This window comes from Bdellovibrionales bacterium (genome assembly GCA_016714165.1).
GTDB lineage: Bacteria > Bdellovibrionota > Bdellovibrionia > Bdellovibrionales > UBA1609 > JADJVA01.
Map to the genome: position 1 here is coordinate 1,616,959 of JADJNU010000001.1, position 16,201 is coordinate 1,633,159.

The 16,201-nt window shown below is 45.7% G+C and carries 11 protein-coding genes; 2 read left to right on the forward strand and 9 right to left on the reverse strand.

Annotated elements, in window-relative coordinates; genetic code table 11:
- Positions 1-13: 13 nt before the first annotated feature.
- Complete coding sequence (locus IPJ71_07155; GenBank protein ID MBK7843459.1) at positions 14-1,411, reverse strand: mannose-1-phosphate guanylyltransferase/mannose-6-phosphate isomerase; 1,398 nt, start codon at positions 1,409-1,411, stop codon at positions 14-16.
- A 248-nt stretch (positions 1,412-1,659) separates the two neighbouring features.
- Between IPJ71_07155 and IPJ71_07160 the strand changes: the two genes are divergently transcribed.
- A complete protein-coding gene (locus tag IPJ71_07160; GenBank protein MBK7843460.1) occupies positions 1,660-2,754 on the forward strand; it encodes a DegT/DnrJ/EryC1/StrS family aminotransferase in 1,095 nt (364 codons plus the stop codon).
- 16 nt (positions 2,755-2,770) lie between these two features.
- Here IPJ71_07160 and IPJ71_07165 read toward each other — a convergent pair whose 3' ends face one another.
- From IPJ71_07165 to IPJ71_07200, 8 genes are all read right to left on the reverse strand, one after another.
- A complete protein-coding gene (locus tag IPJ71_07165; GenBank protein ID MBK7843461.1) occupies positions 2,771-3,253 on the reverse strand; it encodes a hypothetical protein in 483 nt (160 codons plus the stop codon).
- Between the two features lie 264 nt (positions 3,254-3,517).
- Entirely contained in the window at positions 3,518-3,766 is a 249-nt protein-coding gene (locus IPJ71_07170) for a hypothetical protein (GenBank protein MBK7843462.1), read from the reverse strand.
- 11 nt (positions 3,767-3,777) lie between these two features.
- Positions 3,778-6,780: a hypothetical protein gene (locus IPJ71_07175; GenBank protein ID MBK7843463.1), complete on the reverse strand. Its 3,003-nt coding sequence runs from the start codon at positions 6,778-6,780 to the stop codon at positions 3,778-3,780.
- Between the two features lie 226 nt (positions 6,781-7,006).
- On the reverse strand, positions 7,007-7,447 hold the full coding sequence (locus tag IPJ71_07180; protein MBK7843464.1) for a hypothetical protein: 441 nt from the start codon (positions 7,445-7,447) through the stop codon (positions 7,007-7,009).
- An 8-nt stretch (positions 7,448-7,455) separates the two neighbouring features.
- Positions 7,456-8,088, reverse strand: coding sequence for a hypothetical protein (locus IPJ71_07185; protein MBK7843465.1), 633 nt, complete (start codon positions 8,086-8,088; stop codon positions 7,456-7,458).
- Positions 8,089-8,179: 91 nt separating this feature from the next.
- On the reverse strand, positions 8,180-10,138 hold the full coding sequence (locus tag IPJ71_07190; protein ID MBK7843466.1) for a hypothetical protein: 1,959 nt from the start codon (positions 10,136-10,138) through the stop codon (positions 8,180-8,182).
- A gap of 132 nt (positions 10,139-10,270) precedes the next feature.
- Positions 10,271-10,846: a hypothetical protein gene (locus IPJ71_07195; protein ID MBK7843467.1), complete on the reverse strand. Its 576-nt coding sequence runs from the start codon at positions 10,844-10,846 to the stop codon at positions 10,271-10,273.
- A 64-nt stretch (positions 10,847-10,910) separates the two neighbouring features.
- On the reverse strand, positions 10,911-11,903 hold the full coding sequence (locus IPJ71_07200) for a hypothetical protein (GenBank protein ID MBK7843468.1): 993 nt from the start codon (positions 11,901-11,903) through the stop codon (positions 10,911-10,913).
- Between the two features lie 352 nt (positions 11,904-12,255).
- Between IPJ71_07200 and IPJ71_07205 the strand changes: the two genes are divergently transcribed.
- On the forward strand, positions 12,256-16,179 hold the full coding sequence (locus IPJ71_07205) for a DEAD/DEAH box helicase (protein MBK7843469.1): 3,924 nt from the start codon (positions 12,256-12,258) through the stop codon (positions 16,177-16,179).
- Positions 16,180-16,201 lie beyond the last annotated feature (22 nt).

Below are 16,201 nucleotides of genomic sequence, written 5' to 3' on the forward strand. Positions count from 1 at the left end.
ACTCAATTTTGCCTCAAATTCGACAATAGTCGTCCTGGTATCTCACAATGTCATCCTCACCAAAGTAACTGCCCGTTTGAACTTCAACAAAAATCATTGGCATTGAACCCACGTTGCCAATACGGTGCTTTGATCCAGCTGGAATATAAATAGATTCTCCCGCTTGGATTCGATGAGTTTTTTCGTCCAGAATGACTTCGGCCTCTCCAGACACAACAATCCAATGTTCATTGCGTTTTGCGTGGGATTGATAAGAAATCTTTGCTCCCGGATCAACTGTTATCCTTTTGGCTTTAAACTCCTTTTGGTCAGCCAATACCTCGAAGCCACCCCAAGGCCTAATTTCAAAAGGATGCTCCACTGCTTCTGGCAGGCCCGCCTTCTTGATTTGATCCAATAAATCTTTGACCTTCTGACTTTGTCCCTTCTTGCAGACAAGCAAGGCATCGGGAGTGTCGACGATAATTAAATTTTCGACCCCAATCAAGCCCACAACTTTTTCTTTGATTGAAAACACATAATTATTAACTGCATCCTGAGTATAGATAGACGCTGAAGACTCCGTTTTTGAGGCTCTCACTTCTTCATCCAAGCGGGCCAGCTCGTCCCAAGATCCCACATCACTCCAACCCATCGAGCAAGGAATACAAACCTGCTCCGTCAGCTTCTCCATGATTCCGTAATCCAAGCTAATCGACTCAATCATCGCATAATTGTATTTGGCGTTGCTCCAGTCGGGTTTTATTCCTGAGATTTTTTTCCAAACCAAGGGAAGGTGTTCTGCAAAATGAGAAATCATCACCGAAGCTCTAAAAACAAACATCCCCGCATTCCAAAAATGTCGCCCCGATTTCAGAAATTCCTCGGCGGTCGCCTGATTTGGCTTTTCACGAAAACCCAGAACACCTCGGGCCTGTAAATCATTCTTCGTCTTAACGACTCTCTCTTCGATTTCAATGTATCCATAGCCTGTTGAGGCCTCAGAAGGATAAATCCCGAGAGTCGCGACTTTTCCCTCTTTCGCGCACTCAATAGCCAATTCAACGGCTGATTGAAAACCCCTGGTATCGATGATGAGATGATCCGCTGGGAAAACTCCGACGATCTCGTCTTCTCTTCCCTGAGTTTTCAACCAATGACAAATCAAAGCCACGGCCGGAGCCGTGTTCTTTCCCATCGGTTCTGAAATCACGCAGTCGGCCCCCAAGCCCTCCTCGGCCAAGGTTCGAACAGAAAGTGAACGCATGGACTCAAGAGTCAAAATATAAGGGTTTCCAAAGGGTTTTAAACGTTGAATCGAGTTCCTCAAAAAACTCTGATCATAAAAGTCGCAAAACTGTTTTGGATAGGAGGCGCGCGAAACGGGCCATAAACGTGTTCCACTTCCACCAGACAAAATCACAGGAATCATATATTTTCAACCTCACACATGTTTAAATCGTTGCTCATTTAATCCCTAGGTATCAATGGTTTATCCTATGAAAATCAAGACCTTACAAGTATTCTTCGCAGATGTCGCCAATTGACCCCAATCTCTGACCGGACAGAGCAAGAGATGTGGACTGATCTGATCAGAACTTTCCCTCTTGCTTTGATTGTCCTGCTGTGAATATGTTAAGGGCCAATTCAATGCTTATCACCCAACGAAGGGATCGCACCATGTCCTTGCCGTTCATTGACCTCAAGGCCCAATACAATTCACTCAAAGATCAGATTGATGCTCGGATTCAGACAGTCCTCAATCACGGGCAGTATATTATGGGACCCGAAGTCGAAGAATGTGAAAAGGCTCTTCAAAACTTTCTTGGATGCCAATACGCAATCACCTGCGCAAGTGGAACGGACGCAGCCCTGATGTCCATGATGGCCCTCAATATTGGTCCCGGCGATGAAGTGATCACAACGGCATTCTCATTTATCGCGACGATTGAGACCATCGTGCTTGTGGGCGCGACCCCTGTTATGGTCGATATCGATCCCGCGACTTTTAACATGGATGTTCATCAAATCGAATCGGCTATCACAGAAAAAACGAAAGCGATTGTCCCTGTTTCACTTTATGGACAACCAGCCGACATGGATGAAATCAACTCGATCGCAGCAAAGCATCGACTTCACGTCATCGAAGATGCCGCACAGAGTTTTGGAGCTCCCTATAAGAGCAAACGCAGCGGAAACCTCTCTGAAATCGGGATCACAAGTTTTTTCCCTGCCAAACCTCTCGGCTGCTATGGCGACGGCGGAGCCATCTTTACAAACAACAGCGACTGGGCCGAAAAGCTGAAACGGATTCGCAATCACGGCCAGTCACAGCGATATCATCATCCCCTGGTCGGCTTGAATGGACGCCTCGATACCCTGCAGTGCGCTATTCTTTTGCCAAAGATTGAACGCTACCCTTGGGAAATCGAACAGCGTCAACGGATCGCAAAGAATTATTCCGAGGCCTTCTCCCAGATGGAACTCGCCATTCCTTTTGTCCGTGCTGATCGAGAGAGTGTCTGGGCTCAGTACACCTTGCGAGTTCCCCGGCGCGAGCAATTTCAAAAGCGCATGAATGAACTTGGAATTCCAACAGCTGTCCACTACCCTAGCACCATGGCGGACCAACCAGCCTATCAAAAGATTTCAAGGGTACACGATATCAGCGAGGCCCGAAAAGCCTCTCAACAAGTGGTGAGCCTCCCAATCTACCCAGATATGTCACCTCAGATACAGGATAAAATTATTGAATCTGTTCGTCAGAGCCTTTGAGGCTGACTGAAATTCATTAATAAGGCATGAGAAGATAGATAAATAAAATAAAGAAAATCGTGAGACTCGCCAAACTGTATTTGAGAACCTGATTGAATAAATCATTTTGATCCCTGCTCTGTATCTCCCGATCCAGGCGAGCATAAGCAGGATAGGAATTGTTCCAATAATCTATTCCTCGAGAAACCTGGCCGCCTGAGGATGAGTCCCAAAAATCAACGCCTCCAATGGTGTTCTTCACTTTCTGTGTGAGGGGAGAGTCCGCCAAGTAAAGATAGAGAACTTTTCCACGAGGTCCAAAAGGTCCTTCAATCCAAAAATGAGACATTCTCTTTGCTTCTCGGTAGAGGCGATAGGACCGGCCCCTTTTCCTTCGTATCGCAACCACACTCAGGCGAACGCCACGATTCAATATGTCCTGAAACGAGTAATATTTCCCCTTCATAAATGAAAACTTAGGTGAGCTCATACCAAACTGAGAAAGCAAACGAAGGGCCATCTCCTACTCAATAGGCGGTCTCGCAAACGCGTTGCCACCCCATGGGGTGTCTAAAACTTCGTCAATTGAAAGAGATATGAGGGCCCTGACGTTCTTTCCTTTTTGAACGTTCTTTCCCCTTTTTAAACGTAGGCCCAGGGTAAAACGGCTAATGAGGTAACCACACTTCCGCATGATTTTGAGGGCAAATAGGCCATGTCCTTTTGTCCATGGGCCTGCCATTTGAGACACCTTTATGGCTCGGTTAATTACCTCAGACAGAATCTATAGGTGCTCGATCAATAGCCTATGGCAATCAAGAGTTTCTGGATTTTCCGGAGGAACTAATTCTTCAAGTTCTTTGCGTTCATCATTTGATGTCTTTGAATTCTCTATTCGATTTTTAAGATAAGAGCGAATCAATCCAAGCAAAGTAATACTGAGAGAATGGTCTTGTTCGCTGAGAGATTCAATCTGATCTATCTTGAGGATCTTCGGAATGACTTCTCGAACTTCTGCGGGATTTCTACTCATAAGCAGTTTTATTATCTTTTGCGAGCCGCCTTGTACCTCAGAGCTGACAAAAGATGTTCGTTACCCTGGACACTTGAATCGCCTTGCATTGCATTCAAGCCTTCTTGGATAACCTCTTCTGGATCTTCCGAAATATAAGAAAGCGCTCGATCTACTAGATTATAGTAGTCTTCCGATTGCTTTGCCAGCCGACTGCCGTCCAGTAATCCGCGCACCACTGGAGCGATTACCGTGTGAGGCTTTTCAGATTGAAAAATGGAATCAAGGTGGGAGATCATTTCTGGTAAACTTCTTTTCAAAAATGCCTTGACCGCAACTTTGCGCACCTCAGAGTCGCTATGAGTAAGGCAAAACACAATAAAGCTCAAACTGCGAGGATCGGGGTCGTCCGAAACCGCCTCAATTAATGGATTTAAAACAGAATCACTCATGCGATTACTGAACCGCCGTGCCTTTTCGAGAATTTCATAATGACGGCTATCATGGAGAGGGATCCTTTTGTCCGCAAAAAGCGCCGATAAAACAGCTCCACGTACAGTCTTTGGGAAATCAAGCTGAAGCACTTGATCCAAATGAGACCAAATCTGAGCAATATCACTTTTCAAATATTCAGCGACAGCGGCCTTTCGCAAATCATTACCTGAATCCGCCATTGATCTTAAGATATACTTCATCGGAACTGGTCGACCTGATTCCCTCAGCCATACAAATACAGGATATATTGCCCGGGCAGAAGTGCCATCCGGGGGAAGAGAAAAGGCTCTTTCTACAACATGGTTCAAATCTGCAGGACTCAGTCTTGCATCTCTAACCAAAGCATTCAGATAAAAGTCGGTTCCTCCAAAATAATCGGTTCTCTGCTCAAACATTTGATCGAGAAAAGAGAGGATCGTATGGATTTCCCGCTTGAAAAGGATTTCAACTGCCTTAGCTTTGATCTTCTCATTCCAATTTTGTTTGAGCGTTTGTCGAATATTTTCTAAAGTTTCAGCCGTTTTTATGCCCTCGACGGCTTCTAGGTAGATAAATCTGGCTTGGCTTGATCCGGACCCTCGCTCACTGGACTCGAAAGTAGCAGTGAGCAATTCTGAATACCCGGGAACTCCTGGCGAAATTCGTCCTTTGTTTAGCAATGCATCGGAATAACGTGCAATATTACTCACTGATCCCTTGGAAAAAATCGTTTTGGAAAAACTTAAAGCCTCAGGTGTTTCTCGGTCAAGTACGGCTTCCACGATATAGGACTTTACATCTTCGCTTTTCGTTAAAACGAATATGTTTTCAAGGATATTCAAAAGTTGTGGGTCGTTCCTTTGCCTTAAGATATCAATAGCTGGAATTATAACTGCGGCTTGAGACTTGAATTCAAGAGATCGATTGAGGACAGATTCGTATTCATCACTGCCCTGTTGAAGCCTGCCATCCGTTAACAATCGGGACACGATCGGGCCTATGACCGAAATTGGATAATCCACGATCTCGAATACCCGACCTAATCCAGGCACAATTTGTCCAATGTCACGTTTCAGAAAAAGACTCACTGCTTTGGCTCGAATCCCTTCATCTGGATGACGTAGAGCCCGCGTGATGTGTGTTAAGGATCTGATATCGTAATAGCTCGCCAAGGCATCAAGCGCTGGGCCTGTAACAGCGGCAGATCCCTCGACAGCATATCGATAGTCCAGCCCCATTTTATGAAGCTTCTTGTACTCTGGACTACCCGGCTTAATTCGTCCGTCATTGAGAAGAGTTTGGAGAATTGGGCCGACAACAGAAATTGGTAAATTGAGGCGAAACACGCTCTCAAGATTGGAGAAAATATCGGCAATATCCAAGCTTAGAAATTTCTCGACAATAATTTTGCGCGATCTTTGATTTTGAATTGTGAATCTGGAAACCAGGTAGCGTATATACTCTCTATAAGAGTTAGGACGAGGAATGGTTCTATATTGTGGTTCAATCGGTGCCAACATGGTCGAAATATGCGCATCAACCGCGCGTCTTGCTTCTTTGTAATCATGCTGGACGACTTGACTAACATAGAATGCAGTATCATGTCCATACTGCCAAGCATTACTTGCTTGTGGATCAGGATCCTTATCTGTCAATATTGATCCAAACGAATCTTGCAGCTCAGGGTGCCTGATGATGGCACCACCAAAATCAACACTGCTTTCATAAACTGTTCCCTGTTTGCCTCCGAAGTCATCTGTATAGATAGTACGCGGAGTCTCAAGACCAGAGCTACCACGCCAATGAGCCTGCCTACCGACAATTCCAGATGGAACTTTTCGTCCTCCCTCCTTCAAAATATCGATATCAAGTGCGATGATAAAGTAGCTTTCTACAGTCTGAAAATACGTGCCATACTTGGCATTGTGAACATCGAAGGCTTTTTGAATTGCAACTTGCCTCGACACTTCTGCGATGGCTTCTCCCAAAGACATCATACCATCTCTGTGACCTAATATCCGGAGTTTATTTAAAGAATCCGTTTTGGTTTCACTGGCAGGGGCCGCTTGTATGCGCTGAAATTCACGCACTTGATTTTCAACTTCTTTCTGATTACTTGTTCCCGTACCCTTAAGATCTACCACACCAGCATTTGCTTCGCCTGCAGAGGACTCCAAACTTGAGGTTATGCCTGCAGGGGCCACGCTCGCTCGATAGTACTTATCGGGATGCGCAAAGATTTTTCGTTGCCCCAAGTCAGGAGAATACTCAGAAGTCCTAATCCCTCGGAGCAATAACTGCAATTCACTGAGATAGGCAAAACTCTCCACGATCCACAAATCGATTTGATCGTCCGTATAATGGCGCAGCTGTGGAAAATCCGACCTTAGTCGAAGATAATTCGCCCACGCAACTCTAGCGGCAGGGATTCGAAAGTGGGTTTGAAATCTCTTTTCGCTAAAATCATCGATTGATTTCGGACGTATGATTTCATTTGTGAGAGCATAGTTTGCCTTTATCGCGAGCACGGCAATTAAGGCTAACTTCAAGCACTTAAACACGCAGCTTCTCCTAAAGATTCAAAAAATCAGACGCAATATATTCAACTTGCATGCCAAGCCAACAGCGCACTCGTGCACATTTACTGCCGCATGAACAACTGGTTCTCTGCAGTTTCTTATCAAATTCTAAAAATTTTTCACTTTGGTCCCAAGTTCAGTCATTGCTGGGAAGGAACTGCCACTGAATGGATATTGCGGACATGGCCTGACTTTCGTTAATTGAAAATCATTTTCTTCCGTATTTTCGGCGAAAGTCCATGAAGTCATCATAAAAGGAATTCGCATCGAGCACACGATTGTAGCGAGGGCGCGGACCCCTTGGAATATACTCGCCCACAGATCCTCCTCCCTCATCTCCCTTAGCTCCTAAAAACAAAGCGGCATAGTGAGGTCTGCCATTTTTCAAAAGTGCCATGGCCGAGCCCGAAGCCCCGGGCATAGCGTCCGCATTGGTCATTAACACATTGGAGTTGGGCTCAAACTCGCGAGGGGCCGAAACAAGTTCAAAAGGATCACAGTTTTTATATGCGCGTCCTCGAACTTTGTCACCTTGAAAACCAACGGTCATAGCAGTCTTTGGCAGTTTGCTGCGATCTAATTTTTCAAAGGCCATGGGCTGAATCTGATGCTCGGGATCAATCGCAATTCCATCAACTTCCTGAGACACCGGCTTCTTCAGCTTGATAAATGCAACTTCGTCACGGTCACCCGCAATGTCCAGAAATTCAATTGCCTCAATATCGTATGCACGTCCCTCATAGGCTTTGTTTGGATCCTTTCTTTGGCCTGGAGGAACCCACACTTTGACAAAAACTTGAATTTATTGACATAATCTTTTGTGAGGCGACTTGTTTTATCATCCCAAAATACATGACCAACCGAAATCACCATGTCTTGATCAAGGACCAAATGCCCCGTCGCCATGCATCCTTCAACTTCAACATAGCGACCATCTTTTCGAGTCCCGACATGACAGTCACTTCCTCGATACGATATCATACCAACACCGTAGTATTGGGCATCAACTTCGTTCGGTTCCTCGTCGGCCTCCGGATAACTGAGAGGACAACGACTATCGCGGCCCATGAGGCTCGTTTGTATGACCTCGCCCAGACGCCAAACATCCTTGGTTAAGCCGGGTGCATTGCCGCATATGACTTTTCCTTGATCATCTATCACAAAGGGATCAGAATTTGGTTCGCCCAAAGCCATTGGGATGAGAACCAGCAAAAAGCCCAATACCCAAAGCCGAAGAAAGACGCAAACAAGGGGCCGATTTTTTTTTGAAGGAGACGATTTTAAGCACATTTTGATTCACCTATTCATTTTAACCCCGTAATGACGGGGAATGATTGATTGGTGAGCTAAAATCGTGCCAAGTTTAGCAGGCTTGACTCACTTATTCGCAACCATAAAAGCGCTTCTGTTTGCACATAATACGATAGCGATTACTTATTTTCTCAAAAATATTTTCGCTGGCCTTACCAATCGCAGCAGCGCCAGACTCAGACCCAGAGGGTCCGCGCCCGCTCGAATCCCGCTCTCCACCAGGAAGATACCTTTTCAGATCAAATTTCGTAAATGGATTGGCACTTCGTTTGTCTGATTCGCTCGGGGGACCGTTGTACCCCCCTCGAGTTTCAGTGGCCACTGCTCCCTCGCCAGAGCTGTAGCCCCCTCCTCCTCCGAGACCCTTCAAAACATCAGTGTCATAGCCAGGCCCCTGCCCTTGACCCCCTCCTCCGCCTGCGAGGGGAGATCCTCCTCCACCTTGCCCACCGGCAAAGCCACCCCCATTGTTCGGTATTTGATTCGCTCTTGCAGCTTCCCCCGCACCATTACCAAATTGAGGACCTTGCTGTTGAGCAGAAAGGTCCGTCACATTCAGATCGCTCCCATCCACACTTCTCACCCCAAAGTCTGGCCCACTAAAACCTCCTGCAGCTCCAGATGAATTATTGTTGCCCGTATTCAATCCCGCACAAAGCGGGTCAGAAGCTGCTGCCGGCCCTCGACAATTCACACAAATAGGATTCGAAGCGTTGACCGGATCATTGCAGTCTCCGTTGAACACTGGCTGCGGGTCAATATTGGGGTATTCTTCTTGAGCTGAAGCAACGTCTGAACAAAGACTGGCGAAGCCACTCGCGGCTGCAGATTGAGCAGCCTGCCCTCCCATCTGAGAAATATTTGCGTTAAATGCTTGGCAAGACCCCATCACTGCACCACCCAGTGCCATAGCCGAACGATATTCACTGACTAGACTTGTCCCGCATCTTTGGCCGCTTCCGCCATTGGCCTTCCAGGTTTTTTCAAGTTGATCACAAGCACTTATGACTTTTCGATACTTGTTTGAGAGCTCCTCGCAATTGCTTTCACAGGTGCTCTTATCCGAGTAACATTTCGCTCCCAAGGCAGTGTTTGCCGCAGCTCCACCAATGGCGAGAATCTTCATGAGCTCGCAACTTTTCTTAATTCCAGCCGTATCAGCTTTTCCGTCAGATCCGGTACTGGCTGTGCCTTGCATGGCGAACATACTCATGGCACCCATCGCTATTGAGCCCACGGCCGTGATTGTTCCAGCGCTAGGACCGCTCAGGCCTGTCACACACTGGACCGGATCATTGCAACAAATGCTCGCCTGCTTCTTTGCGAGACTGCAGTATTCTCTATCGGCCTCAATTTCAGATCGCTGAGGAAATCCCCAGGGGGCACCTGAAGCAGAGTCTCCAGCAGAGCCACTCCCATTTGATGTCTGATTGTTTTGGGTCGCTTGGAGCTCACTCCGGTCAACACCTCGGTCTCTTGCAGGGGAAGCCCCCTCTGATTCATTCGCGTAGGTGCCATCCTGACTTTGACCCTTGGTAGGCTTTCCAGTTTGGCTCCCTCCGCCAGTTTCCGCGCTCCGGCCGCTCGGTTGGTTCGCCCCGCCCGCACCTCCCGCAACACCGGTCCTTCTCCGATCATCACAGCCCATATCACACTCGACCCCATCTAAGGGCGCAGCCTTTTCGCTGCTCGTGCTGCCACTCCCATTGCTACTACCCGCAAGAAGGTTTCGGTCGATAGGTTGTGGAAAGACAGCTCTCTCCCAGTTGGGATTTCGTCCCTGCCAAAATTCGGAGTAAACAAACTGTTTAGAATAATCAATATTCGGTTGAGTGAGTTTAAATACGGGACGAAATTTTCCATTACTTCCGATAAACCCACAGTGGCCGTTGTAAAGGACGAACTCCACGGGACAGGAAAGCTCGGCTCCCGATCTCTGATGAAAGAGGAGAAAACAGGCGCATATCAAAATAGCTTCAATTCCAATCCGCGTCGTTCTCCTGACAGACCTCGAAATATTGCTTTTCAAATATTAAACCTCACAGCGACTTCAAAGCCTCTCAAGAAAAACGAGAGGAGCCACAAGTACTTATCGTCATGAGGAGGGTATCACTTTAGGACAAATGACCAGGTTCTGACTCCGACAAAAATCGACTCAATCTCAGGGCTGATCACCAACGAGATCATATTTCAGCCTGCAATTCACTGGTTTCGTCATTACGGAAGTTCCTAGCTTCGAAAGAAAAAATGAGAGAAAACCCTTAAACTCTGCCTCATACGAAGTCGCGGCCGTTTTAGTTACTTTCAATGTTTTGGGTAAGGCGTAAAGTTTCACCCAGCGGGGATCGCCCCCTCCATTGCCATGTTTTGAAACAAAGAGCGTATAAACGCCGCTTCTAAAATCCCTTATCACAACAAGTTGGGCACTCTCTTTCATCGTACGAGCGATCTCATCGTATTCGCCACGCAGAAGCTCGGCCGTCTGACCCACGGTAATAACCAAATCAAATTCGTACCCACCAGGGCCTGCGCTGTTTTCTACCAAGTTGGAGACTGGGATAAAACCTTCGAAGATCAGCCCATCTCTTGAAGAACAAGCCAGGTTGTCAACTCCTCCGCCTGCAAGGGCAATTGCGGAAAACCCGAAAAATGAAAAAAAGAACAAAAACGTAGGCCTGATTAATGTCATAATCACAAAATTCATCATGTAAATGGCATGAAGGAAGTTAAAGCTCACTGAATAATCGCTCCCTTCAAATTTGTAAAGGCCTCATTTTTCCAGTTTTTACAACTTGCCAAAATCACATTCTGGAGCGCAATGGAATCACTCGAGACCCCTTACAGATCTCGTCTCCCGAGACATCCAATGAACTCCTAAAGCTCACAAATTCGTTATAAAATTCCTTTGCATCAACAGCATAATTAAATTGATCTCTGCCATTAAAATTTACTTTGGGAGCATTTACAAATTCGCCCGCAAGAATAGCCGCCAAATGTGGCCTCCCCCTCTCGTCAAGAAGGGCGATGGACGATCCGGATGACCTTTCAACAAAGTCACCATCGGTCATCAGTAGGCCTCGCCGTCTTTCAGATGAAAGAAAACTGGGAGAAACCTCCGAAGTCTGATCAAAAAGTGAAAAGGGCTTGCAGTTCTTTTGGGCCCTCCACTTTTTGCCACGATGAAACCCCACAGTCATGGCAAAATTAGGAAAACTCTCCCTGCCGCGCCCGTCGAAAGCCAGTGGCTCAATCCAATGTTGGGGGTCCACGGGAATGCCATCGACAACCTCTGAGACTCGCTCATCCAGCTGAAGCAATGCAAAATCACGAAAATCACCCTCAACGCCACTTTTCGAACCAAAACAAATTCTTTTGATCCCAAAGGGTCGAAATTCATAAGGCCGATCAGGAGATTTTCTATTTTCCTCAGGAACCCACACTCTTACATAAAATTTATATTTGCGCCAATCACCGTAGACTCTGGTTACCGGGTTGCGAAAAATATGGGCGGCGGTGACCACCAAGTCTCTTCTTCCGACCAAATGACCTGTCCCCTTGTTACTATGTTGATTCTCGGTCGCTGTGGACGTGTAGGTTCTCGGCGCATAGAGAGCACCGACTCCATAAAATGCCTTTTCGATAGGCGTCGCCTGAGACCCATAAGAAAGTGGGCAACGATCATCAGTCCCCATAATGGCAGTTTGAATAAATCTGCCCTCTGAGTCCGATTCATCTATTTCTTCGCCAAAGGCATTGGAAAATCCGACTGCCAAGAACCCAATAACAACTACCAAACAGAATAGAATTTTCGATTTCCGGACTTTTTCCAACCTGAACAACAATTTCGATTCAATTTTTTCCTCGTTAAACATAGATAAGCCCTAACCAAAGATCTGCGGGTTTGCCACAACTGTGCCAGTCTCCCTTAGCAGAAGCTCAGTCCTCGGACCCAAAGCAGCGAAAAAATTCTTGACGGAGTTGCAATAATAACAAAGTACTTTCGATCCTTCATCGCCCAAATTCTTAGTAAAGTGATTGTTCTTTTTACAGATTTGAATTAGCCTGCTCGATCGGAGTCAATCGGGTTTTTTAATGAGTGAGACCAGAAGACGGGGTAGTATCTTGAGAAGTAACCAAAATCATTCGATGAAGTTTCAGAAACTGTCTCATTCAAAGGGAGTTCCGCCCGAAATGGCCGGTCTAACGGTTAAACTGCTCAGTGAGATGACCATCAATGAAATCAAGAAATTGATTGGAGAGGACTCGTTTTTTGCCTCTACCCAAATTATCAAAGGCCTATTTTCCGATTCCAAGGCTCTTTTTGGTGATCCGCTCTTCACGAATGAACTGAGAAATTCCTGCTATTGCCTCGGAAAGCGAACGCCCTCGTCTCAAGACTATTATTTGAGATTGTTTGATCGAGCCAATGCCGAGATATCGAGCTTAGAAATCTCAAGAACCGGGATCATTCAGTTTGAGAACCTAGATTCTGCCGTGGCCTTGATTTTTCTCTATTACGTCATCATTGATGAGGCGTTCTTTGGCGAAAAATCCGCAAGAATTGAAAGAATGAGAACTGTGCTCAGACTCCTCTTTCTCCGCCCGTCAGAGGTGAATACTGATTTGAATTCAGATTTGAATTCAGATTTTAATCCAGATACCAACACCGATGTTCCTGTGAAACTAATCCGCGTGATTCTCCAGTCAAATATATGGCTTTCAGAGAAAAAAAGCGCGCCGTCTGGCCCTGGTTCATCACCCATCATTGATTCTTTTGACATGGCTTCTTTGGCAGTGACTCATCATGGTCATGGTCAGCCACGAATTGCCGCTTTTAAAAGTAAAAAACTCATGAAAGCCATTCTCTTCGAGTTTTCTGATGGGAGTGTTTTTTCTCTGGCGAGCCTTTTTTATAGCCCCTACATTTGGCTCATGGAGAAAGAAGGACCTCTGCGAATTCTCTCTGAAAATCTGCCCGAATTAGGCTGGAAGCTCACCTGCCGATCTTCAGAATCTCAAAATCACGATGAGATGATCCTCCTTGGAAGCCTCAATCCGAAATTTCAAGACTACGGGGAACTGTCGACACGATCAGGTTTTGATGTGAACGCGAGGCGATTGTCTTTTTACAATTTAGCCCCGACCCTCAGTTCTGTCGATTTTTCGTTGAACCACCACCACGTTTGGCTCCAAGCCAATTTGGATTCAATTTATGATTCCCTGAGATCCGGTGAATTGAGCGTTCGTTTAGGACAAGAATTTGACTACCTGACGTTCAGCGATAGATTAAAAAGGCAAGGAATCAAGCTTGATCTTGATTTTAGCGAAGTGTTTATCAGTAAAAAGGATAGAATTCAGGCATATTTTGATGACGAAGCACCAAACGCCGCAAGGGTTTGTTTTGTGTCGAAAGATGATGAGGGTGAGGATTTTCCTTTAACGGGTCGGTTTATTCCACTCGTTCAAATTTTGGCGGGACTTCGCGACGGAATTTCTGGCTTTTTAGGTACAAGTTCGACAGACTTAGCAAGTCGCAATAGATTTACCCGATCAAGTGAATTGAAATTATATAAGCATTCGGGGTTTTTCCTTTTTCTTATTCTTGAGTACGCTCAATTTTTGGCACATCGAACAGAAGATTCAACCCCTGAAAAAAAATCTAATGATCAGAAACTTTTTATTAAACAACTCACTGCAAAGCTGGAAGCCGTCGGATTAAGAATTTTGGGAATTGCAAACGCCAGCGAGACCGGAAGACTTCAACTGGCAGATTTGGCCGGTCAAAAGTTTATTCGAAAATTAAAATCAACAGTCTCTGAACTTGTTGAAGAAAGCTCTTTTGTCGTCACTCGTGTGAGAAACGGAAAAGTTTTTGTTGTTGATCACAGTCAAAGTTTGTTTCAGTTTTTGGGAGTCTACGCAGATCAAATTTCTTCCCACTACCAAGGAAAGACCTTTGATCGCAGTAATTTTAAGGCTTTCAAGACCGAAATAGTATGGTGTAAATCCTATCCAAAATTCACTCCTGTTAGTGAAGATGAGTGGTCTCCTTTTATGCAGGATGGCTTCATCTTAAGCGTCAATATTTTAAAGGATGATGGACCTGTTGATCGCCTTCCTTTTTTCGCTGCTAATCCACAGGCTTGCTTTATTTCAGGTGTTCTTGTTGAAACCTTGTCACCAGAAGATCTCCAGACAAAATTTGAAATGCTTGAAAACAAAAACAACATCGATTGGTTTGAACTGAATCCTCAGGTTTATTTTAAAGGCGAGGAGATTCCCAGAGACAAAATGGTGAATTTTCTCCGCGATCCCGTGGTAGCCTACAAGGGCCGCTATTATTACATTCCACGAAAACAAATACCGAGCCTCAAGTGGCTCAATTATTTCTGGAATAAACTCTCTAATCAGTCAGAAACCATTGGATTTTCGAGAGGCGAGGGCGGGAACGTCAAATTTCAGAAATCAGAGATTCTCAATATGTTGGCTCTAAAACGGGCAGGAGTTCCCATTGAGGGAGGACCTCGGTGGCAACAAATCTGCGCCGAGTACGACCGCTTAGGCACTCACTCAGAGGCGGACACCTTGGGAATTCAAAATGTTCTCAAGAAAAATCTTCTGACAGAGCTCAAGCCCTTCCAACAAGATGGCGTCCAGTGGATGCTCCAACTTTATAAGCTTGGCTTAGGTGGCATCTTGGCTGACGACATGGGACTCGGCAAAACAGTTCAGACTATTGCTTTCTTTTCAATTTTGCGCGAACAGGGTCTACTTGGCCAAGCCTTGGTCGTGGTGCCCACTTCTCTTGTGCACAATTGGCACGAGGAATTTGAGAGATTCTCTCCTAAGACCCGGGTCGAGATATTTGATTCACGAAAGATCGACCAATATCTAAAAGAGTGGTCAGTATCGCGATCGGCGAAAAAGAAACCAGCACAGGAGCGAGTTATTATCTGTACTTATGGTTTGTTGACTGATCAAATCGATTTTTTTAATAAGTTCAAATGGTCGATTGGAATTTTCGATGAGGCACAAAATCTAAAAAACATCAACGCAAAGAGAACTGCGGCTTCTCGGCAATTGATCGCCGAACACAAATTTTGCCTGACGGGGACGCCGATGGAAAATCACCTTGGCGAGTTCTTTAGCCTCATGGATTTGTGTGTCCCAGGTGCGCTGGGGTCTTACGCCGATTACAGCAAACGATACGGATCCCTGAAAAAAGCAGAAATTAGCACGGAAGATATCGACTTTTTGAGAATGAAGATCAAACCTTTGGTCTTAAGAAGAACGAAGGAATTGGTGCTCAATGAGTTGCCTGAAAAAGTTGAAACTGTCATCCACATGGATTTCGATGCAAAACAGGAAAAAATCTATAAAGACATTGCCGTTTCATGGAACGACCGAATCAGAGAGCTCATCGACAGTGATGGGCTCCCAAAAAGTCAGCTCCAGATGCTGACGGCTCTTCTCCGCCTTCGACAAGTTTGCTCCTTTCCTCAGACGGTCCCAAACGTCAAGTATCAGCAGGATCCTCCCAAGTTAAAAGCTTTGATCGCCAACGTAAGCGAGCTTATCGAAAACGGTCACAGCGTGGTTGTTTTTACGAATTTTGTGACAACACTGGAATTGATCAAAAAGCGCTTTGATACCGAAGGCCTACCGGCCATGAGCTTTTCTGGAAAAGATGGAGCAAACAAGAGAAGAGAGATCCTCGCAAAATTCAACGAGTCCACCCAGGCCCAGATTTTAATGATGACGCTCAAGACTGGAGGAGTTGGCTTGAACTTGACCAAGGCTAACTATGTTTTTCATCTGGAACCTTGGTGGAACCCGGCAGCCGAAAATCAGGCCTCTGATCGTGTGCATCGAATCGGTCAGACGAGATCCGTCCAGATTTACCGCTACATCATGAGAAACTCAGTGGAAGAAAAAATTCAGGAACTGAAGAAAATCAAATCCAGCGCCTTTGCTGCGATGTTTTCAGAATCAGAGCGAGAGCTTTCGGAACAGAATACACTCTCAGGATCAAGTCTGTCTCGAGAGGACTTTGAGATGCTTTTGAGCTAGATCTTTTTTTGGCGCGACTCTG

Excerpts from the sequence above, each read along its gene's own strand:
- IPJ71_07165 (MBK7843461.1), bottom strand. The coding sequence starts at position 3,253 with ATGGCCCTTCGTTTGCTTTCTCAGTTTGGTATGAGCTCACCTAAGTTT.
- IPJ71_07155 (MBK7843459.1), bottom strand. The coding sequence starts at position 1,411 with ATGATTCCTGTGATTTTGTCTGGTGGAAGTGGAACACGTTTATGGCCC.
- IPJ71_07160 (MBK7843460.1), top strand. The coding sequence starts at position 1,660 with ATGTCCTTGCCGTTCATTGACCTCAAGGCCCAATACAATTCACTCAAA.
- IPJ71_07170 (MBK7843462.1), bottom strand. The coding sequence starts at position 3,766 with ATGAGTAGAAATCCCGCAGAAGTTCGAGAAGTCATTCCGAAGATCCTC.
- IPJ71_07185 (MBK7843465.1), bottom strand. The coding sequence starts at position 8,088 with ATGTGCTTAAAATCGTCTCCTTCAAAAAAAAATCGGCCCCTTGTTTGC.
- IPJ71_07205 (MBK7843469.1), top strand. The coding sequence starts at position 12,256 with ATGAAGTTTCAGAAACTGTCTCATTCAAAGGGAGTTCCGCCCGAAATG.